We start from the raw sequence: 20,084 nt of genomic DNA on the forward strand, positions 1-20,084 counted from the left end.
CGTGACGAATCGCGTGACAACTGCGCTTCGCAAGAATCTTTGCGATTCGACAGTTGCGGAGACAGAAATGAAATTCAAGTTCACACCGGTGAGCCACGGCCTCGTCTGCCTGCTCGCCGCGATGCAGGGCGCGGCCTTGGCGCAGCAGGCCCAGCCCCAGGACGCCGACAAGCCCAAGACGCAGTCGCTGGAATCGGTCGTCGTGACCGGCATCCGCGCGTCCAACGAGCGCTCGCTGGTCATGAAGCGCGATGCGTCCGCCAACGTGGACGTCATCACCGCGCTGGATGTCGGCAAGATGCCCGACAAGAACCTCGCCGACTCGCTGCAGCGCATCGTCGGCGTGGCCGTGCGCAAGGACTACGACGAGGCCGAGAAGGTGTCCATGCGCGGCACCAACCCGGACATGAGCCTCATCCTGTTCAACGGCCACACTGTCAGCGGCGGTGACTGGTACCTGGCCGACCAGAGCAGCAGCAGCCGCAGCACGTCGCTGAGCCTGATGCCGTCGTCGGTGCTGAACGCGGCCACGGTCTACAAGACCTCGCAGGCCAACATCGCGGACGGCGGCCTGGCCGGCACCGTCAACGTGACGACGCGCAAGCCACTGGACGAGCCCAAGCGCCTGGGCGGCCTGCTGAGCGCCGGCGCCGTCTACGCCGACCTGCCGGGCAAGAGCAGCCCGCAGCTCAACGCCAGCGTCAACTGGAAGAACGACGCCAACACGCTGGGCATCATCGGCCAGGTGTTCGCCGAGAAGCGCTATGTGCGCCGCGACTCCGTGTCGCGCCTGGGCTATGGCGCCAACTCCGGCTGGGACCAGATCAACACGGCCACGATGCTGGGCATCACCGACGCGTCGCTGGCCGGCACCGGCTACAAGGCGTCCGACCTGAACGGCGTGCGCATGCCGGGCAGCCTGGCTTCGGAGTTCGTCGAAGGCGTGCGCGACCGCAAGGGCGGCATGCTGGCGCTGCAGGTGCGCCCGACCGACTCGCTGGACCTGTCCGCCACCGGCTTCTATTCCAAGATGAACGCGGCCAACTTCGGCCGCGCGACGATGGGCGCGCTGAACAGCATGCTGCGCGGCCTGGCCGGCCCGACCGGCGAGACCAACATCTTCACGAACTCCAACGGCCAGCGCGTCTACGCGCAGATCAAGAACCCCGTCATCGTCGAAGAGACCACGCTCTACGGCGACAAGCTCCGGGTGCTGAAGAGCGCCGACATCGTCTTCCCGGACGGCACGACGCCGCAGTACGTCGGCAACTCCGAAGGCTTCTACCGCAGCGGCGCCAGCGCCAGCAGCGGCTTCCTGGACCTGGACGCCAAGTGGCAGGCCAGCAAGGACATGGTGCTGAAGGGCCAGTTCAGCACGACGCGCGGCGTCGGCACGACGGAGATGGACCGCGGCCTGACTTTCGCCCGCTACGGCACCGGCATCTCCTACTCGATGAACGGCCTGCAGGAAGCGCCGGACTTCAAGTACATCGGCGCCGGCACCGGCGCGTCGTCGGCCACGCTGGCCGACGGCAGCGGCTACAAGCTGGTCTCGCGCAGCCTGGCCAACAAGTACAAGACGGTGGATCGCGAGAACAGCATCGCCGTGGACGGCGAGTACACGCAGGAAAGCGGCATCTTCGCGACGCTGAATTTCGGCGTTCGCTATGCCGACCACCGCCGCGACTTCCGCCGCACGATCAAGGCCATGCACGCGGCTTTCAACCCGCTGACGGACACGCCCGATCCGGCCGCCTCCGTGTCCTTCCCGGGCGATTTCGGCGCCTCGCTGGGCGGCGGCAACTGGGAGCGCACCGGCTTCTATTTCCCGCGCGAGTTCCTCGTCAACTACTTCGACAAGGCCATCAAGGAGACGAATTCCGACTTCGAGCGCTTCGTGGCGTCGGAGATCCAGATGCGCGAACAGCAGAGCGCCGTCTACCTGATGCAGAACCTGGAGGGTGAGAAGAACTGGTGGTCGGGCAACATCGGCCTGCGCGTCGTGCGCACGCAGGTGGACGCGCAGGCGCCCACGCCGGTGCCGGCGGGCAAGTGCACGCGCATCGAGCCGGGCAAGACGGTGGTGCCCTGCGCGGCCTACCCGACGGCCATCGTGACGGCCGGCGACGCGGTGAACTACTTCGACGGCGTGCCCTGGAACGGCAACACCGGCACGATCTACTACAAGACCGCCACCAGCAAGCGCTTCGACAACTTGCTGCCCAGCCTGAACCTGCGCTTCGAGCTGACGCCCGAGCTGATCGCCCGCTTCGGCGCCAGCGAGACCATCGGCCGGCAGAACTACAACCTCTACGGCGCCGCCTACGGCTCGCCGAGCTGCAGCACCGGCATCTGCCTGGTGTCGGGTCCGAACCCGGCGCTGAAGCCGATGACCTCGCGCAACACCGATGTGTCGCTGTCGTGGTTCTTCGCCAAGCGCGCGATGCTGTCCGTCAGCCTGTTCGACTCGCTGATCGACGGCTACGCCAAGACCGGCACCGTGCAGCAGGACGCAACCATCGACCTGGCCGACCCGACGACCGGCGCGATGCGCACCTACTACATCACGACGACGGGCCAGCAAAAGGCGCGCATCAAGGGCGTGGAAGTGGCGTACGAACAGCCCATCGGCGCAGGCTTCGGCATCCAGTCCAACGTCAGCGTGGCCGACAACAAGGTCGCCGACGGCCGGCCGATGCCGGGCGTCTCCAAGTACTCCGCCAACCTGGGCGGCTACTTCGAGAACGACCTGTTCAGCGTGCGCCTGGTCTACAACTACCGCGGCAAGTACGTATCCAGCACGACGGCGCCTTCGCCAACGACCAACAGCCAGGGCAACACCGTCATCAACGGCGTCACGATGCCGGCTGCGCCGACGATGGCGGCACCGGTCAGCAACGTCGACCTCTCGATCAACTACAACATCAACGAGCAGTTGCAGTTGTCGTTCAACGCCACCAACCTGACGAACCCGACCCGCGCCCAGTACCGCTACAGCGAACTGGAACAGCAGAAGCTGGACGTGTCCGGCCGCCAGTACTACCTGGAGGCGCGCTACAAGTTCTGACGCCGCTTTGAATAAAAAAGCCGCCCTCCCGAACGGGACGGCGGCTTTTGTGCGTTTGGGAGAGCAGCGTTCTACTTCGGCGTGCGCTTGGAAATCTCGTTGCCGACGACGCCGCCGGCTGCGGCGCCCACCGCCGCACCCGCCGTCGTGCCGGTCAGCACTCCGCCCGCGACGGCACCGACCGTGGCGCCCACGACGGTGCTGGTTTCACGGCCCGACATGCTCGCGCAGCCGGTCATCGCCAGGGTCGCCGCAGCGGCCAACGACAGCAGGGTCACGCGCAGGGCGGAAGTCTTGTCAGAGTTCGTCATGGCAGGCCTCAATTCGGGCGACGCTTGGACACTTCGTTGCCAACGACGCCACCGGCGGCAGCGCCAATCGCAGCACCTGCGGTGGAGCCGGTGACAGCACCGCCGATGACGGCACCGGCGGTGGCACCGACGACGGTGCTGGTTTCGCGTTGGGACATGCCCGCGCAACCGGTCAGGGCCAGCATGGTGGCGGCCACCAGGGACAGCGCCGTCAGACGCCAGTAGGCGGTGCCGGGGCTGGAGATCATGTCGAGCGTGGTCATGGTGTGCTCCTTTCGGGAACGTGTTCGGATGGCTCAACTGTCGTCGCCCGGCACGGCGGGCGGCACCGGCGCACGGGCCGAGCTGATGTCGGACGGCACCTATACCGAGGCGCAGGCCCTGCAATGCAAAGAGCCACCCGAAGGTGGCTCCTGCAGAGGGGAACGGCGGCTCAGCGCGTCATTTCGCGGCGGAGGCGGCGCCGTCGGCCATGCACTTCTTGATGTGGCTCTTGGCGGCGGCGCCATGCAGCTTCTTGTCGGCGGCGGACTTCTCGCAGGCGGCGTTGCCGGGCGCGGAGGCCGCCTCGGCCGCTGCGGCCGGCTTGGCGGCCAGGCAGTCCTTCATGAAGGCCTTGCGCTCATCGCCTTTCTTGCCCTTGGCTTCGGCGTTGCAGGACTTCATCTTGTCTTGCTGTGGCGTGGCCTGGGCACCCAGGGCGAAAGCGGCGCAGGCCAGCAGGATGGCGACTCGTTTCATCGGGAGCTCCTTCATGGGTCAGAGAGGGGATACAGCCGCGCTGATTCCAACACGCGGGCTGACCGGCGCCAAGCCGGGAATCTTCCCGAAGCTGTCGGCGTGCTGTTGACGACACCGGGTGTTACAAGATGCGCCGCGGGTGCGCCATGGCCTCGTGTGCGGCGTGCAGCCGGCGCACCAGCACGCGAATGAAGCCCCGGTCGAAGCGATGCTGGCACTCCGGGCTCAACTGGCCGATGGCGTCGGGCGTGAACGAGATCGTCGTGCACTCGACGCTGACCTTGATGTCCGTGCTGTGGCGGCGCAGGTCGGGGTTGGGCGCCAGGTAGGCCATCTCGCCCACCGAAGTCCCCTGGCCTAGCGTGGCCACCTGCCGCCCGTCACGGAACACCTCCACCTCGCCCTGCGCAATGATGTGGAAGCTGTTGCCCTCCTGGCCGCGCTTGAAGAGCGCATAGCCGACCGGATAGCGCTTCCAGCGCGCACGCCGCACGACCTCCCACAGCTGCACGTCGCCGAACTCGGCGAAGAACTCCAGCGAACGCAGCAGGTTGAAGCGCTCCGAGTCGCGCACCTCGCCCAGCCGGTTCAGCGGCACCTGCTGGCTCGCGACCAGCGCCGACAGCGCCTGCGCGAAGCTGTCCCAGTCCGCGTAGCGTTCGCCCGGGGCCTTGGCCAGCGCGCGCCGCACGACGGCATCCAGCGCTTCGCTGACGCCCTCGCGTTGGCCCACCAGCGGCAACGCCGGCTGGTGGTAGATCTGGTGCATCAGCGCCATCTGGTGGGGCGCGTCGAACGGCGGCTTGCCCGCGACCAGGTGGTACAGCACGGCGCCCAGCGCGTAGATGTCGGCCCTGCAATCCACGTCACCGCCCTCGATCTGCTCCGGCGGCATGTAGGCCAGCGAGCCGACGCGGTGGATCTGCGTCGCGTCGGCGTTCAGGTTCAGCGCCGAGCCGAAGTCGCTGACCTTCACGTCCACGACCTGGCCGCCCGGGTCCAGCACCGCCAGCAGGTTGGCCGGCTTCACGTCGCGGTGGATGACGCCCTGGCGGTAGACATAGCTCAGCGCCATCGCGCACTTGAAGCCCAGCTCGACGATCTGGTCCAGCGGCAGCAGGCGGTCGCTGCGGCAGAAGTGCTTCAGCGTGACACCGGGCACGTACTCCATGACGAGGTAGGGCGCCTCGCCTTCATTCGGGTTCGCCACCGCATCGACGATGGCCACCACGTTGGGGTGGTGCAGTTGCCCGGCCAGCGCGGCCTCGGCGCTGAAGAAGCGGTGGCTGAAGTCGCCGGCCGGCGCATCGGCCGGCGGCGCCCAGGCGCGCATGCGCTTGATGGCGACCTCGCGCCCTTCGCCCGGGCCGTGGAACGGGTCGCGCGCCAGGAAGACGTCGCTGGTCGCCCCTTCGCCCAGGCGTCGCAGCACCTGGTAACGGCCGATGTGGGCGGGCAGATCGTCGGCGGCAGCGGTCACGCGCGGCATGATACGGGCCGCCCCAGGAGGTGCAGCGCCTTGTTCTCCCACGTCTTCATCGGCATCCGCGACTTCGAGCGCGCGCTGGCCTTCTACCGGCCGCTGATGGCGCTGCTCGGTGTGCCCGAGCGGTTCTGCGACCCCGACGGCTGGGCCGGCTGGCAGAGCCACCCGGGGCCACGGCCGCTGCTGGTGATCGGCCGGCCGTTCGAAGGCGAGCACGCGCCCGGCAACGGCCACATGGTGGCGCTGCTCGCCAGCGACCGCGGCCTGGTGGACCGTGCCCACGCGCTGGCCCTGGCGCAGGGCGGCACCTGCGAGGGCGCGCCGGGCCTGCGCCCGCACTACCACCCCCACTACTACGGCGCCTACTTCCGCGACCCCGACGGCAACAAGCTCTGCGTGGCCTGCCACGATGCCCCGTCCCCGTGAGTCGGCGCATCGGCCGCTCGGTGCGTTCAACCCCGGTGGCCCCTGCCTCCTAAAATCGCGTCCATGATCCAAGCCAAGCAGGCGTTGCTCGCCGCACTCGCCGACTCTCTCCAGGACATCGCTCCCGGCTCCAACGCCGTCGCGGCGTTCGAATCCCCCAAGCAGGCCGCCCATGGCGACTTCGCCTGTACGGCCGCCATGCAGCTGGCCAAGCCGCTGAAGGCCAACCCGCGCGAACTGGCCACCCGCCTGATCGCCGCGCTCGAGGCCAAGCCCGCCTTCCAGACCTGGGTACAGGCGCTGGAGATCGCCGGCCCGGGCTTCATCAACATCCGCCTCAAGCCCGAGGCCAAGCAGGCCGTCGTGAGCGAAGTGCTCAGTGCGGGTGCCAGCTTCGGCCACCGCGCCGCGACCGGCAAGCACGTCATGGTGGAGTTCGTCTCCGCCAACCCGACCGGCCCGCTGCACGTGGGCCACGCCCGCCAGGCGGCGCTGGGCGACGCGATCTGCTCCGTGTTCCAGAGCCAGGGCCACGACGTGACCCGCGAGTTCTATTACAACGACGCCGGCGTGCAGATCGCCACGCTGGCCAACTCCACGCAGATGCGCCTGAAGGGCTTCAAGCCCGGCGACGCCGAGTGGCCCGAGGCCTCCTACAACGGCGACTACATCCAGGACATCGCCGACGCCTTCCTGCGCCGTGAAACGGTCAAGGCCGACGACCGCGAGTTCACCGCATCGGGCGACGTCGACGACCTGGACAGCATCCGCCAGTTCGCCGTGGCCTACCTGCGCCACGAGCAGGACCTGGACCTGCAGGCGTTCGGCCTCAAGTTCGACAACTACTTCCTGGAAACCAGCGTCTACAAGGGCGGCCAGTTGGAGGCGGCGGTGCAGCGCATCGTCGACGCCGGCAAGACCTACGAGGAAGGCGGCGCGCTGTGGTTCAAGTCGACCGACTACGGTGACGACAAGGACCGCGTGATGCGCAAGTCCGACGGCGGCTACACCTACTTCGTGCCCGACGTGGCCTACCACGTCAACAAGTTCGAGCGCGGCTACACGCAGTGCATCAACATCCAGGGCACCGACCACCACGGCACCATCGCCCGCGTGCGCGGCGGCCTGCAGGCGCAGAACCTGGGCATCCCGCAAGGCTTCCCGGACTACGTGCTGAACAAGATGGTCACGGTCATGAAGGACGGCGCGGAGGTCAAGATCTCCAAGCGCGCCGGCTCTTACGTGACGCTGCGCGACCTGATCGACTGGACCAGCCGCGACGCGGTGCGCTTTTTCCTCATCAGCCGCAAGGCCGACACCGAATTCACCTTCGATGTCGACGTCGCGCTGAAGCAGAACGACGAGAACCCGGTGTTCTACGTGCAGTACGCACATGCGCGCATCTGTTCAGTGATCCGCAAGTGGGGCGGCGACGTGGGCAGCATCGCCAACGCCGACCTCAGCCTGCTGACCGCGCCAACGGAAGAAGCGCTGATGCTCAAGCTGGCCGCCTACCCCGACATGCTGACCGGCGCCGCCGCCAGCATCGCGCCGCACGACGTGGCCTTCTACGCCCGCGACCTGGCTGGTGCCTACCACTCCTTCCACGCCGCCGAGCGCGTGCTGGACCAGGCGCCCGAACTCACGCGCGCCCGCGTCGCCCTGCTGGCCGCCACGCGCCAGGTGCTGGCCAACGCTTTAGGCATGCTGGGCGTGAGCGCGCCCGAGCAGATGAGCCGCGACATTCCTGAATCCTCGGACACCTCGGAGAGCGAATGAGTTCTGCATCCAAGCCCACGGGCCAGAAGCAACAGAAGGGCGGGTTCGTCCTGGGCCTGATCGTGGGCCTGCTGGTCGGCCTGTCCATCTCGCTGGGCGTGGCGCTGTACATCAACAAGACGCCCATCCCCTTCATGAACAAGGTGCCGCAGCGCACCGCCGAGCAGGACGCGCAGGAAGCCGAGCGCAACCGCAACTGGGACCCGAACGCGCCGCTGGCCGGCAAGGCCGGGCGCAGCGCCAGCGGCGTCGTCAACGCGCCGGCAACGGCAGCCTCCGAGCCCGCACCGGTCGCCACGGCACCGGCACCGGCGCCGGTGGTCACGCCCGCTCCCGCGCCCACCAAGGCCACCGCCAAGGCGGACGCGGCCTCCGCCAGCGCGCCCGCGCCGGCACCCACGTCCGCGGCCGATGCCTACGTCTACTTCGTGCAGGCCGGCGCGTTCACCCGTCCCGAAGAGGCCGAGACGCAGAAGGCCAAGCTGGCCATCCAGGGCTTCACGGCCAAGGTGATGGAGCGCGAGCAGAACGGCCGCACCGTCTACCGCGTGCGCCTGGGGCCCATGGACGCCCGCGACGGCGCCGAAGACCTGCAGCGCAAGATTGAAGGGGCTGGCTTCGAGGCCAATCTCGTTCGTGTACAACGCTGACTCTCCCACCGACCGATCCACCCAAGGAAGCCTGACGCCATGAAGCGCCGCGATTTCTCCGCCCTGTTCGCCACCGCGCCCGTTCTCGGCGCTGCCGGCTCCGCCCTCGCCCAGGGTGGCCCCGTCGAGGGCCGCCAGTACAACGTGCTGGGCACGCCGCTGCCGACGACGCCCGGCAAGATCGAAGTCGTCGAGTTCTTCTGGTACGGCTGCCCGCACTGCTACGCGTTCGAGCCGGCCATCGAGGCCTGGAGCAAGCAGTTGCCCGCCGACGTGGCGTTCCGCAAGGCGCACGTGGCCTTCCGCGCCAACGTGAAGATCCACCAGCGCATGTTCTACGCGCTGGAAGCCCTGGGCAAGGAGGCCGAGGTGCGCCCGGCCATCTTCAACGCAATGCACCAGCAGGGCCAGGCGCTGGACGACCCCAAGGCGCAGGCCAAGTTCCTGAGCGCACTGGGCGTGGACCCCAACAAGTACCAGGAGGCCTACAACTCCTTCGGCGTGGTGACCAAGTGCCAGCAGGCCGAGAAGCTGTCCGAGGCCTACCGCATCGACGGCGTGCCCAGCATCGGCGTCGGCGGCCGCTTCCTGACCTCGCCCGCCCAGGCCGGCGCCGGCCAGCGCATGAACGAGCTGGAGCTGGGCCAGAAGGCACTGCAGGTCACCGACTTCCTGATCCAGCGCGCGCGCAACAAGGCATGAAGCGCCGCGACGCTGCCGTTGCACTGGCCGCGGCCAGCCTGCTGCCGGCCGCGCGGGCCCAGGGCGGACCGATCGAGGGCAAGCAGTACATGCGGCTGGCCCAGACGCTGCCCGGCACGCCCGGCAAGATCGACGTCATCGAGTTCTTCTTCTACCGCTGCCCGCACTGCTTCGCGCTGGACCCGCTGCTGGAGGCCTGGGTGCACCAGTTGCCGGCGGATGTGGCCTTCCGGCGCGTGCCGGTGGGCCAGCAGGCCATGCTGAAGCTGCACCAGCGCATGTTCTACACGCTGGAAGCCATGGGCGCGCTGACACCGGCCGTGCATGCCGGCATCTTCAACGCCTTCCACCGCCAGAACATCGAGGCCAATGACGAGGCCGCCGTGGTCGCGCTGGTTGGCAGGCTCGGCGCGGACACGGCCCGGTTCAAGCAGACCTTCAACTCGTTCGGCGTGCAGACCAAGGTGTCGCAGGGCCAGAAGCTGGCCGAGGCCTGCGGCGTGGACAACGTGCCGGCGCTGGTCATCGCCGGGCGCTGGCGCACCGGCCCCGGCATGGGCGCCGCACCCGGCCTCAGCGAGCAGGTCCATGGCCAGCAGGCGCTGGCAGTCGCGGACGCGCTCATCAAACTGGCGCGAAGCGGCAAAGTTTCCTGACGGCCTGCGGCTGGTACCCAGGCAGCAGAGGACGGTGGGCCCATAGAATGGCTTGCAACTTCCGTGCCGCCATGCCTTCGCGTCTCCTTCCCCTGCTCATCGTGCTCGCCGCCGTCGCCGCCCACGCGGAGAAGGCCGACCGTCTCAAGCCCATGGTCTTCACGCAGGACAAGCAGGGCCGCATCGACAGCGTGAACCAGCGCACCGAACTGCTGGGCAACGTCATCATCACGCAGGGCAGCCTGATGCTGCGTGCCGAGAAGGTGGACGTGCGCGAGACGCGTGACGGCTACCACCAGGCCTTCGCCAGCGGCACGGCCGGCAACCCGGTCAGCTTCCGCCAGGCACGCGATGTGCCCGGCGAGTCCATCGCCGGCACGGCCGACCAGCTCGAATACGACACCCGCACCGAAACCGTGCGCTTCATCGGCAACGCCAACGTGCGCCGCATGCGCGGCACCACCGTGGCCGACGAGGTGACCGGCGCGGTCATCGTCTACGACAGCCGCACCGAGGTCTTCACGCTGGAGGGCGGCAGCGCCTCGCCCAACCCGAACGGCCGCACCCGCATCGTCATGATGCCGCGCGCGCAGCCGGGCGACGCTGCGGCGCCGGCCTCATCGGCCCCGGCGGCCGCGCTGCCGCTGCAGCCGTCCACGACGCTCACACCGCCGCGCAAGGCGCCATGAGCACCGAGGACTCCAAGGGCGGCCTGCCCCAGGCGGCGTGCGGCAGCCGGCTCGAAGCCGAGGGGCTGGCCAAGACCTACGGCGTGCGCAAGGTCGTCAAGAACGTCCATCTGCGCGTCGACTGCGGCGAGGTCGTGGGCCTGCTGGGCCCCAACGGCGCCGGCAAGACCACGAGCTTCTACATGATCGTGGGCCTGGTGCGTTCCGACGCCGGCATCATCCGCATCGACGGCGCCGAGGTGCAGCGCCTGCCCATCCACCAGCGCGCGCGGCTGGGCCTGTCCTACCTGCCGCAGGAAGCCTCCATCTTCCGCAAGCTGACCGTCGAGCAGAACATCCGCGCGGTGCTGGAGCTGCAGCAGGACGAGCGCGGCAAGGCCTTGTCCAAGGGCCGCATCGATGAGCTGCTGAACGGCCTGCTGCACGACCTGTCCATCGAGGGCCTGCGCGATAGCCCGGCGCCGGCGCTGTCGGGCGGCGAGCGCCGCCGTGTCGAGATCGCCCGGGCCCTCGCCACGCAACCGCGCTTCATCCTGCTGGACGAGCCGTTCGCGGGCGTGGACCCCATCGCCGTGCTGGAGATCCAGCGCATCATCGGCTTCCTGAAGAGCCGTGGCATCGGCGTGCTGATCACGGACCACAACGTGCGCGAGACGCTGGGCATCTGCGACCGCGCCTACATCATCAGCGAGGGCGCCGTGCTGGCCGAAGGCACGCCCGACGAGATCGTGGCCAACGCCGATGTGCGCAAGGTCTATCTCGGCGAAAACTTCCGGATGTAGCGGATGACCTGCCCCTCGCCCATCCTCGCGTCGCTGAACGCGAGCGAGTCTGGTCGGTCTTGCAGACCGCGCAGCCGACGGAGCGTCTGCTCTTCGGAAGGCACAAGAAGTCCTCAGGACTTCTCGTGTCCGGCCTCAGTCCCCGCGGGGACGGCGATGCTTGCGGCGTTGAGCCGCAAGCACATCGCCATGGCGGGCCGGCTTGGGAGCGGCCCGGCGCTCGGCCCGCAAAGAGCCAGGTCGAGTAGCGCGCCATGAAGCAGACGCTGCAGGTCCGCCTCAGTCAGCATCTCGCACTGACACCCCAGCTGCAGCAGTCCATCCGCCTTCTGCAGCTCTCCACGCTGGAGCTGCACCAGGAAGTCGAGCTGATGCTGGCCAGCAACCCGTTGCTGGACACAGAGGAAGAGTTCATCGTCAGCGCGCCGGAGCTGGCGACGAACGCGCCCGCCGAGTCGGGCAGCGAGAGCAGCAGCGAGGCCGACACCGGCACGGACAGCGGCGACGGGCCCGAGCTGCGCGCCGAGGACTTCGGCGGCACCGAGCGCGAGGACTGGGAGAACGGCACCGAGCGCGACGATTTCGACGGCATCCGCGAGCTGCCAGGCAGCGCGCCGTCCAGCGGCGACGATGGCGAGCGCGAGAGCCAGGAGTTCGCCGAGACGACGCTGGCCGAGCACCTGACGCAGCAGCTCGCCGGCCTGAGCCTGTCGCCCGAGGACCGCATGGCGATGCAGGTGCTCATCGAATCGCTGAACGAGGACGGCTATCTCGAAGACACGCTGGAGGAGATCGCCGAAGCGCTGGGCAGCGATGCCGACGAGCGTGAGGAACTGCTGGACCGCCTGCGCATCGCCATGTGCCTGCTGCAGAGCCTGGAGCCGGCCGGCATCGGCGCGCGCAACCTGTCGGAGTGCCTGGTGCTGCAGTTGCGCGCCCTGCCCAAGAGCGCAGCCCAGGTCGTCGCCATCCTCGTCTGCAAGGGCCACCTGGAGCTGCTGGCCAAGCGCGACATGCGCCGCCTGATGAACGAGACCGGCGCCGACGAGATCCTGCTGCGCGAGGCGCAGGCGCTGATCACGCAGCTCGAGCCCAAGCCGGGCCGGCGCTTCGCACAGGGTGCGGCGGCGGCCGTCGTGCCCGATGTCATCGTGCGCAGGGTGGGCCGCGAATTCCGCGTGATGCTCAACCCCGAGGTCGCGCCCAAGCTGCGCATCAACGAGCTGTACGCCAACGCACTGCGCGCCACGCGCGGCGGCATCAGCAACTCGCCGCTGGGCGGGCAGCTGCAGGAGGCGCGCTGGTTCATCAAGAACATCCAGCAGCGCTTCGACACCATCCTGCGCGTGAGTACCGCCATCGTCGAGCGCCAGCGCGGCTTCTTCACGCATGGCGCGCTGGCGATGAAGCCGCTGGTGCTGCGCGAGATCGCTGACGAACTGGGCCTGCACGAGTCCACCATCTCGCGCGTGACGACGGCCAAGTACATGGCCACGAGCTGGGGCACCTTCGAGCTGAAGTACTTCTTCGGCTCGGGCCTGTCCACGGAAGCCGGCGGCGAGGCGTCCAGCACCGCGGTGCGGGCGCTCATCAAGCAGTTCGTCGCGGCCGAGGACATCAAGAAGCCGCTGTCGGACAGCGCGCTCGCCGCGATGCTCGACGAACAGGGCATCCAGTGCGCGCGGCGCACGGTGGCCAAGTACCGCGAGGCGATGAAGATCGCGCCGGCGAACCTGCGCAAGGCGCTGTGAGCGCGACCCGCACCCCGGAGCGGCACGCCCCATGAACGGAGCTTGAACCATGGCTTTGGCTGCCCATCACCCGTCCCTGCTGATGTCGCTGGGCATCGTCGCGCTGGTGGTCTGGCGCGTCTATGCGCGCGTGCGCCGCATGGTCGGCCGCCAGAAGCTCTCGCGCGTGCGGCCGTGGCTGACGGTCGCCATCTTCCCGCTGCTGCTGGCCCTGCTGGCGCTGGGCTCGCTCAGCCACCCGCTCAACCTGGCCGTGCTGGTGGCGGGTGCTGCGCTGGGTGGCGGGCTGGGCCTGTATGGCCTGCGGCTGACGACGTTCGAGGTCACGCCGCTGGGCCGCTTCTACACCCCCAGCGCGCACCTGGGCATCGCGCTGTCGCTGCTGTTCGTCGGCCGCGTGGTGTACCGACTCACGCAGTTCTACTTCGTCGTGGACCCGGCCGCGCCGTCACCGGCGGACTTCGCCCGCAGCCCGCTGACACTCGCCATCTTCGGCATGCTGGCCGGCTACTACGTCGCCTACGCCATCGGCCTGATCCGCTGGTCCCGCAGCCTCGCCGCGGCCCCTTCGGAGCCTGTTTGAACATCACCCCGCCCAGCGTCTGCGTCCGGGACACCGGCACCTCGCGCGGCCGCGGCGCCTATGCCTTGCGCGCGCACGCGGCCGGCGAGACCGTCGAGCTGTGCCCGGTGATCCTGTTCAACGGCAGCTTCGCCTCCGTGCCCGGCGAGGTGCGCCAGATCCTGTTCAACTGGGGCGTGCTCGCCGGCACGTCGGCCATGCACTGCCTGGCCCTGGGCTACGGCAGCATGTACAACCACGAGAACCCGGCCAACATGCGCTACGAGGCCGATGTGGCAAAGCGCGGCCTGCGCTTCGTGGCGGTGCGCGACATCGCCGAGGGCGAGGAGCTGACGGTGAACTACAACGCCATCGGCGGTGGCCACGAATCGGCCACGGACAACTGGTTCAACGGCCACGGCATCGAGCCGTACAGCCCCGTCTGAAGGGCCTGGCCGGACGCGGTCACTCGGACGCGTCGCTCCCGCTGCGCTGCAGCGGCGGCGGCAGCGCATCGCCCGCCTGGCGGCGCCGGAACAGCGCGGCGCGGGCGAGCACGATGGTCGTGACCGGTGCGGTGATGGACAGCACGATGATGATCAGCCACACATGCAGCGCGAGGCCGCCGCCACGGGTGCTGAAGTGCACGATGGACGCGAGCGTGACGATCCAGGCCGCGAGCGTGGACACCAGCGCCGGCGCATGCATGCGCAGGAAGAAGTCCCTCAGTCGCACCAGACCCAGCGCCGCGACCAGCACGACCACGCCGCTGCACAGCAGCAGCACCGACACGATGATCTCGCTCAGCGGCGGCATCAGACGACTTCTCCACGCAGCAGGAACTTGGCCAGCGCCACCGAGCTGACGAAGCCCAGCAGCACCATCAGCAGCGCGCCCTCGAAATACATCTCGCTGTCGTAGCGCACGGCCAGCACCAGCATCACCAGCATGCCGACCACGTAGATGAAGTCCAGCGCCAGCACGCGGTCCTGCGCGGTCGGGCCGCGGAAGACGCGCAAGGTGCCGAGGATCATCGCCACCGCATACAGCCCCAGCGTGACGGTGATCGCGGTGGACAGCAGGGCGCTCATTCGAAGATCTCCTTCAGCGGATGTTCGTAGTCGGCCTTGAAGTGGGCGATGAAGGCCGCCTCGTCGTCGAGGTCGAAGATGTGGATCAGCAGCGCACTGCGGTCGGCCGCGAGTTCGCTCCAGACGCTGCCCGGGATGACCGCGGTGATCATCGCCAGCGCGGCCAGCGCGTGCTCGTCGCGCAACGTCAGCGGCACCCGCACGAAAGTGCCTTGCGGCGGCCTGGCGCCCGAGCGCACGATGCCAGCGGCAACCTTGAGGCCGGACCACACGACGTCGCGGCCGACGCGCAGGATCAGCCGCAGCAGCACGCCCGGCCGCTTCAGCGGCACGGGCCGCGGGCGCAGCGGTGCGAGCAGCAGCGGGATGGCGACGGCGGCGACCCCGCCCAGCAGCGCCTGGCCGAGGCTGAAGCTGCGCGTCAGCAGCAGCCAGCCGGCGAACAGCGCGAGCGACAGCCAGGGTGCAGGCAGCAGCTTCATGGCGCGCCGCCCTCGCCGCGGACCACCGGCTGCGCGCCCATCACGGCGTTGATGTACAGCTCGGGGGCATGCAGCGCCTCTCCCGCCGAGCGGGTGTAGTCCAGCACCGACCCGGCATGCAGCACCATGGCCACGGCGCCCGCCAGCAGGCCGGCGATGGGCAGCGTCTCGGCGACGCGCAGCCGCAGCGGCGGGCGGTCCTGGACGGTCCAGAAATGGCGCATGCCCACGCGCATCAGCGCCACCGCGGCGCACAGGCCCGAGACGATCAACAGCGCGAACAGCATCCAGGCCGCGCCCGTGCGCAGCTCCAGCAGCGCCGTCAGCATCGCCAGCTTGGCGACGAAGCCCGACAGCGGCGGCAGCCCCGCCGTCACCATCGCGCAGACGGTGAAGGTGACGCCCAGGAAGGCCAGCGCCGCCGGGATCGCGCGGCCGACGAGCACCTGCTGGTCGTCGTCGAGGTTGGCATTCGCCGACACGTCGGCGTCGAGGAAGCTGGTCAGCGCGATGTCGCCGTCGTCGACTTCGGCCGGGTCGGCCGCTGCCTGCCGCGAGCGCTCCAGCAGCTCCACCAGCAGGAACATCGCGCAGCCGGCCAGCGTGGAGCTGCCGAGGTAGAACAGGGCGCCACTGCTGAGGGCCGGCGCGTCGAAGCCGATGGTCGCGATGAGCGTGCCTGAGGACGCGATGACACTGAACGCGGCCAGCCGCGCCAGTTGCTGCGAGGCCAGCATGCCGATCGACCCGAACATCAGCGTCGCCAGCCCGCCCCAGACCAGCACCTCCCCGCCGAAGCCGGCGGAGGCACCCGCGCCTGCGGGGAAGCACAGCGTCCACAGCCGCAGCACCGCGTAGACGCCGACCTTGGTGAGGATGGCGAACACGGCCGCTGCCGGTGCGCTGGCGGCGGCGTAGGCGGGCGGCAGCCACGAGTTCAGCGGCCACAGCGCCGCCTTGGCGAGGAAGGCGATGGCCAGGATGGCCGCGCCCGCATGCAGCAGGCCGCGGTCGCTCTCGGGCACCAGCGGCAGCTTCTGCGCGATGTCGGCCATGTTCAGCGTGCCGGTGACGCCGTACAGCACGGCCACGCCGACGAGGAACAGCAGCGACGCGACCAGGTTGATGGCGATGTAGTGCAGCCCGGCGCGCACGCGCGGCGCGCCGCCGCCGTGCAGCAGCAGGCCGTAGCTGGCCGCCAGCAGCACCTCGAAGAAGACGAACAGGTTGAACAGGTCGGCCGTCAGGAAGGCGCCGTACAGGCCCATCAGCTGCAGCTGGAACAGCACGTGGAAGTACACGCCCGCCTGCTGCCAGCGCGCCAGCGCGTACAGCGCGGCGGCCAGGCCGACGGCACCGGTCAACACCAGCATCAAGGCAGACAGCCGGTCCGCGACGAGGACGATGCCGAACGGCACCGACCAGTTGCCCGGCAGGTAGACGCCGAAGGCCGCCGGCCCGCGCACGTCCACGCCTTGCAGCAGCAGCACCGCGATGACGAGGCCCAGCGCCGCGGAGACCACGTTGGCCGCGGCCTTGAAGCCGCGGCTGCGGTCACCCAGCAGCATCAGCGCCGCCGTGGCCAGCGGCAGCAGGACGGGCAACACCAGCAGGTGTTCGAGCGCGATCAAGGCGCCTCCTCCTGGCCGTCCACGTGGTCGCCGCCGGACAGGCCGCGCAGCGCCAGCAGCACGACCAGGAACAGCGCCGTGGTGGCGAAGCCGATGACGATGGCCGTCAGCACCAGCGACTGCGGCAGCGGGTCGCTGTAGTTGACGAGGTCCGGCGTCAGGCCCGGCCGCACGATGGGCTCGCGGCCGATGGCCAGGCTCCCCACGCTGAAGATGAAGAAGTTGATCGCATACGACAGCAGCGACAGGCCGATCAGCACCTGGAAGGTCCGCGGCCGCAGCACCAGCCACACGCCGGCGCCACCCAGCACGCCGATGGCGATCGAAACAATGAATTCCATCAGTGCGCTCCCGCTTCCGAAGGCGTGGCCACCAACAGCTGCCGGCGCCGTGCACGCAGCGACTGGTGGGCGATGGCCGTCAGCAGCAGCAGCGTGGAGCCCACGACCACCGCGAACACGCCCAGGTCGAACAGCGCCGCCGTCGGCAAATGGACGTCGCCCACCAGCGGCCACGTGACATGCGCGGTGTGCGTGGTCAGAAAGGGATAGCCCAGCGCCAGCGCGCCGGCCCCCGTGGCCAGCGCCACCAGCAGGCCGATGGCGATCCAGCGCGTGGGCAGCAGCTCCATGCGCGCCTCCACCCAGCGCGTGCCGCTGACCATGTACTGCGCGATGAAGGCGATGGCCAGCACCAGGCCGGCCACGAAGCCGCCGCCCGGCTCGTTGTGACCGCGCATGAAGAGGTGAAACGCGAACAGGCCCGCCACCGGCAGCAGCAGGCGCACCAGCACGGCAGGCACCTCCAGGTAGGGTGGCAGGAAATGGTCGCCATCGGCATCGGGGTCGGTCAGGTCGGCACCGGCGGCGACCTGCTGCTGCGCCGTACGGTCCACCGTCTCGCGCGCGGGGCGGAAGCGCCGCAGCAACGCGTAGACCGTGAGGCCGACGATGCTCAGCACCGTGATCTCGCCCAGCGTGTCGAAGGCGCGGAAGTCCACCAGCATCACGTTGACGACGTTGGTGCCACCGCCCCGGGGTAGCGCCTCGGCGATGAAGAAGGGAGAGATGGACAGCGGCGCGTGGCGCGTCAACAGCGCGAACGACAACGCCGACAGGCCCGCGCCTATGCCCACCGCCAGCAGGAGGTCGCGGCGGCGGCGCCAGCGGTTGCGCGCGAGCGCGGGCGGGGCGTCCTGCTCGCGCCGATGCGGCAGCCAGCGCAGCCCGAGCAGGAACAGCACCAGCGTGACCACCTCCACCGCCAGCTGCGTCAAGGCCAGATCGGGTGCGGAGAACCACGCAAAGGTGATGCACAGCGCCAGGCCCACGACGCCCAGCATCGTCAGCGCGGCCAGGCGATGGAACTTGGCCTGGTAGGCGGCACCCAGCGCGCAGGCCCCGGCCACGCCCCACAGCAGCACGAACTCCGGCGTGGCAGGCACGCGGGCGCGGTCGCCCCAGCTCAGCGGCACGATCAGCGACGACGCGACGCCCGCCGCGGTGGCGATGAACAGCATCGCGAACAGCTGCGGTTGCAGCCGCTTGGTGCTCAGGTGCAGCACGAGGCGGCGCGCGCCGTCCGACGCCAGCGCCATCGCGCGCTCGAACAGGCGCTTGCCGTTCAGGCGCTGCAGCAGCGGCACACCGTTCATCTGCTTGAAACGCTCGGCGAAGCGCAGGTAGACGAGCAGCCCGCCGGCCATCGCGACGAGGCTCATCATCAGCGGCGTGTTGAAGCCGTGCCACAGCGCCAGGCTGTACTCGGGCAGCGTGCCGCCCACCACCGGCCGCGCAGCGGTTTCCAGCAGCGGCCCGACCGACCAGCCCGGCAGCGTGCCGACGACGACGCAGGCCAGCACCAGCAGCTCCACCGGCACGCGCATCCAGTGCGTGGGCTCGTGCGGCTGGCGCGGGCAGTCCACCGGCGGGTGGCCGAAGAACACGTCATGGCCGAAGCGCAGCGAGTAGACGACCGCGAAGATGCCGGCCAGCGTGGCCGCGGCCGGCAGGCCGTACTCGATGGCCGGGTGCGCGCTGACGAACACGGTCTCGGCGAAGAACATCTCCTTGGACAGGAAGCCGTTGAGCAGCGGCACGCCGGCCATCGCCGCGCAGGCCACGATGGCCAGCGTGCCGGTGATGGGCATGAAGCGGAACAGGCCGTCCAGCCGGCGCATGTCGCGCGTGCCGGTCTCGTGGTCGATGATGCCCACCGACATGAACAGCGACGCCTTGAAGGTGGCGTGGTTCAGCATGTGGAAGACCGCCGCGACAGCCGCGACGGGGCTGTTCAGGCCCAGCAGCAGCGTGATCAGGCCCAGATGACTGATCGTCGAGTACGCGAGCAGCCCCTTCAGGTCGTTCTGGAACATCGCCACGTAGCTGCCCAGCAGCAGCGTGACGAGCCCGGCACCGCCGACCGTCCAGAACCACACATCCGTCCCGGACAGCACCGGCCACAGCCGCGCCAGCAGGAACACACCGGCCTTCACCATGGTCGCCGAGTGCAGGTAGGCCGACACCGGCGTGGGCGCGGTCATCGCATGCGGCAGCCAGAAGTGGAAGGGGAACTGCGCGCTCTTGGTCAGCGCGCCCAGCAGGATCAGGCCCAGCGCCAGCGGGTACAGCGCGTGGGCCCGCACGACGTCGCCGGCCGCGAGCACCGCGTCCAGCTCGAAGCTGCCGACGATGTGGCCCAGCACCAGCACGCCGGCCAGCAGCGCCAGGCCGCCGGTGGCCGTGACGGTGAAGGCCATGCGGGCGCCGCGGCGGGCGTCCTTGCGGTGCGTCCAGTAGCCGATCAGCAGGAAGGAGAAGACGCTGGTCAGCTCCCAGAACACGACCAGCTGCACCAGGTTGCCCGACACCACCACGCCCAGCATCGCGCCCATGAAGCCCAGCAGCAGCGAGTAAAAGCGCGCGGCCGGGTCCTCCGGCGACAGGTAGTAGCGCGCGTAGATGATGACCAGCAGCCCCATGCCGGTGACCAGCATCGCGAACATCCACGCGAAGCCGTCCAGGCGCACGACGATGTCGATCCCGAGCGCCGGCAGCCAGGCCAGCCGTTCGGACACGACCGCACCTGCACTCACTTCCGGGTACAGCAGTGCCAGCGGAATCACCAGCGCCAGCGCCGTCAGGGCCGCCCACAGCGACTCGGCATTGCGGGCATTGGTCGGCAGCAGCGCGGCGACGGCGCTGCCGAGGAACGGCAAGATCAGGAGCAGCAGCAGGGACATCGCGGGGCAGTCTACTTTCTCGATGCGGCAGGCCTGG

General features: G+C 69.3%; 21 protein-coding genes. 11 read left to right on the forward strand and 10 right to left on the reverse strand.

Features of this window, described 5'->3' with window-relative positions; translation table 11 throughout:
- The first annotated feature begins 67 nt into the window (after positions 1-67).
- Positions 68-3,067 (forward strand): TonB-dependent receptor, encoded by a 3,000-nt coding sequence (locus ACO07H_RS04505; protein ID WP_422011549.1) that lies wholly within the window; start codon positions 68-70, stop codon positions 3,065-3,067.
- Positions 3,068-3,138: 71 nt separating this feature from the next.
- On the opposite strand, the gene ACO07H_RS04510 is transcribed toward ACO07H_RS04505, so the two are convergent.
- From ACO07H_RS04510 to ACO07H_RS04525, 4 genes are all read right to left on the reverse strand, one after another.
- On the reverse strand, positions 3,139-3,378 hold the full coding sequence (locus tag ACO07H_RS04510) for a glycine zipper 2TM domain-containing protein (protein ID WP_422011551.1): 240 nt from the start codon (positions 3,376-3,378) through the stop codon (positions 3,139-3,141).
- Positions 3,379-3,386: 8 nt separating this feature from the next.
- Positions 3,387-3,641 (reverse strand): YMGG-like glycine zipper-containing protein, encoded by a 255-nt coding sequence (locus ACO07H_RS04515; protein ID WP_422011553.1) that lies wholly within the window; start codon positions 3,639-3,641, stop codon positions 3,387-3,389.
- 178 nt (positions 3,642-3,819) lie between these two features.
- Positions 3,820-4,119: a PsiF family protein gene (locus ACO07H_RS04520; protein ID WP_422011555.1), complete on the reverse strand. Its 300-nt coding sequence runs from the start codon at positions 4,117-4,119 to the stop codon at positions 3,820-3,822.
- Positions 4,120-4,240: 121 nt separating this feature from the next.
- On the reverse strand, positions 4,241-5,608 hold the full coding sequence (locus ACO07H_RS04525) for a serine/threonine-protein kinase (RefSeq protein WP_422011557.1): 1,368 nt from the start codon (positions 5,606-5,608) through the stop codon (positions 4,241-4,243).
- Between the two features lie 30 nt (positions 5,609-5,638).
- On the opposite strand from ACO07H_RS04525, the gene ACO07H_RS04530 reads away from it, so the two are divergent.
- The 10 genes from ACO07H_RS04530 (at position 5,639) to ACO07H_RS04575 (ending at position 14,048) form a co-directional block, all read left to right on the forward strand.
- Entirely contained in the window at positions 5,639-6,031 is a 393-nt protein-coding gene (locus ACO07H_RS04530) for a VOC family protein (protein WP_422011559.1), read from the forward strand.
- Between the two features lie 63 nt (positions 6,032-6,094).
- On the forward strand, positions 6,095-7,810 hold the full coding sequence (gene argS / locus ACO07H_RS04535; RefSeq protein ID WP_422011561.1) for an arginine--tRNA ligase: 1,716 nt from the start codon (positions 6,095-6,097) through the stop codon (positions 7,808-7,810).
- Positions 7,807-8,460, forward strand: coding sequence for an SPOR domain-containing protein (locus tag ACO07H_RS04540; RefSeq protein WP_422011563.1), 654 nt, complete (start codon positions 7,807-7,809; stop codon positions 8,458-8,460). Before argS ends, ACO07H_RS04540 begins: the two co-directional genes overlap by 4 nt.
- Before the next feature lie 39 nt (positions 8,461-8,499).
- Positions 8,500-9,162 carry a thiol:disulfide interchange protein DsbA/DsbL gene (locus ACO07H_RS04545; RefSeq protein WP_422011565.1) on the forward strand — a complete coding sequence of 221 codons (663 nt, stop codon included), beginning with the start codon at positions 8,500-8,502 and terminating at the stop codon, positions 9,160-9,162.
- Positions 9,159-9,818, forward strand: coding sequence for a thiol:disulfide interchange protein DsbA/DsbL (locus tag ACO07H_RS04550; RefSeq protein WP_422011567.1), 660 nt, complete (start codon positions 9,159-9,161; stop codon positions 9,816-9,818). The genes ACO07H_RS04545 and ACO07H_RS04550 overlap by 4 nt, the downstream gene beginning before the upstream one ends.
- A 71-nt stretch (positions 9,819-9,889) precedes the next feature.
- Positions 9,890-10,507: a lipopolysaccharide transport periplasmic protein LptA gene (gene lptA, locus ACO07H_RS04555; protein WP_422011569.1), complete on the forward strand. Its 618-nt coding sequence runs from the start codon at positions 9,890-9,892 to the stop codon at positions 10,505-10,507.
- The gene (lptB, locus tag ACO07H_RS04560) at positions 10,504-11,289 is read left to right on the forward strand and encodes an LPS export ABC transporter ATP-binding protein (protein ID WP_422011571.1); all 786 of its coding nucleotides are present in this window, start codon (positions 10,504-10,506) and stop codon (positions 11,287-11,289) included. The genes lptA and lptB overlap by 4 nt, the downstream gene beginning before the upstream one ends.
- A gap of 254 nt (positions 11,290-11,543) precedes the next feature.
- Positions 11,544-13,040 carry an RNA polymerase factor sigma-54 gene (locus ACO07H_RS04565; protein WP_422011573.1) on the forward strand — a complete coding sequence of 499 codons (1,497 nt, stop codon included), beginning with the start codon at positions 11,544-11,546 and terminating at the stop codon, positions 13,038-13,040.
- Positions 13,041-13,089: 49 nt separating this feature from the next.
- Positions 13,090-13,623 (forward strand): hypothetical protein, encoded by a 534-nt coding sequence (locus ACO07H_RS04570; RefSeq protein WP_422011575.1) that lies wholly within the window; start codon positions 13,090-13,092, stop codon positions 13,621-13,623.
- The gene (locus tag ACO07H_RS04575) at positions 13,620-14,048 is read left to right on the forward strand and encodes an SET domain-containing protein-lysine N-methyltransferase (RefSeq protein ID WP_422011577.1); all 429 of its coding nucleotides are present in this window, start codon (positions 13,620-13,622) and stop codon (positions 14,046-14,048) included. The genes ACO07H_RS04570 and ACO07H_RS04575 overlap by 4 nt, the downstream gene beginning before the upstream one ends.
- Before the next feature lie 19 nt (positions 14,049-14,067).
- On the opposite strand, the gene mnhG is transcribed toward ACO07H_RS04575, so the two are convergent.
- The 6 genes from mnhG to ACO07H_RS04605 are packed head-to-tail and all read right to left on the reverse strand — an operon-like array spanning position 14,068 to position 20,047.
- Positions 14,068-14,418, reverse strand: a complete 351-nt coding sequence (mnhG, locus tag ACO07H_RS04580; protein ID WP_422011579.1) for a monovalent cation/H(+) antiporter subunit G — start codon at positions 14,416-14,418, stop codon at positions 14,068-14,070.
- Positions 14,418-14,693, reverse strand: coding sequence for a K+/H+ antiporter subunit F (locus ACO07H_RS04585; RefSeq protein WP_422011581.1), 276 nt, complete (start codon positions 14,691-14,693; stop codon positions 14,418-14,420). The genes mnhG and ACO07H_RS04585 overlap by 1 nt, the downstream gene beginning before the upstream one ends.
- Entirely contained in the window at positions 14,690-15,175 is a 486-nt protein-coding gene (locus ACO07H_RS04590; protein ID WP_422011583.1) for a Na+/H+ antiporter subunit E, read from the reverse strand. The genes ACO07H_RS04585 and ACO07H_RS04590 overlap by 4 nt, the downstream gene beginning before the upstream one ends.
- A complete protein-coding gene (locus tag ACO07H_RS04595) occupies positions 15,172-16,806 on the reverse strand; it encodes a monovalent cation/H+ antiporter subunit D (protein WP_422011585.1) in 1,635 nt (544 codons plus the stop codon). The genes ACO07H_RS04590 and ACO07H_RS04595 overlap by 4 nt, the downstream gene beginning before the upstream one ends.
- The gene (locus ACO07H_RS04600) at positions 16,803-17,147 is read right to left on the reverse strand and encodes a Na+/H+ antiporter subunit C (RefSeq protein WP_422011587.1); all 345 of its coding nucleotides are present in this window, start codon (positions 17,145-17,147) and stop codon (positions 16,803-16,805) included. Before ACO07H_RS04600 ends, ACO07H_RS04595 begins: the two co-directional genes overlap by 4 nt.
- Positions 17,147-20,047 carry a monovalent cation/H+ antiporter subunit A gene (locus ACO07H_RS04605; RefSeq protein ID WP_422011589.1) on the reverse strand — a complete coding sequence of 967 codons (2,901 nt, stop codon included), beginning with the start codon at positions 20,045-20,047 and terminating at the stop codon, positions 17,147-17,149. Before ACO07H_RS04605 ends, ACO07H_RS04600 begins: the two co-directional genes overlap by 1 nt.
- Between the last annotated feature and the right edge of the window lie 37 nt (positions 20,048-20,084).

Origin of the sequence: Roseateles sp. (genome assembly GCF_965229315.1) — a bacterium.
In the GTDB taxonomy this organism is placed as follows: Bacteria; Pseudomonadota; Gammaproteobacteria; order Burkholderiales; family Burkholderiaceae_C; genus Pelomonas.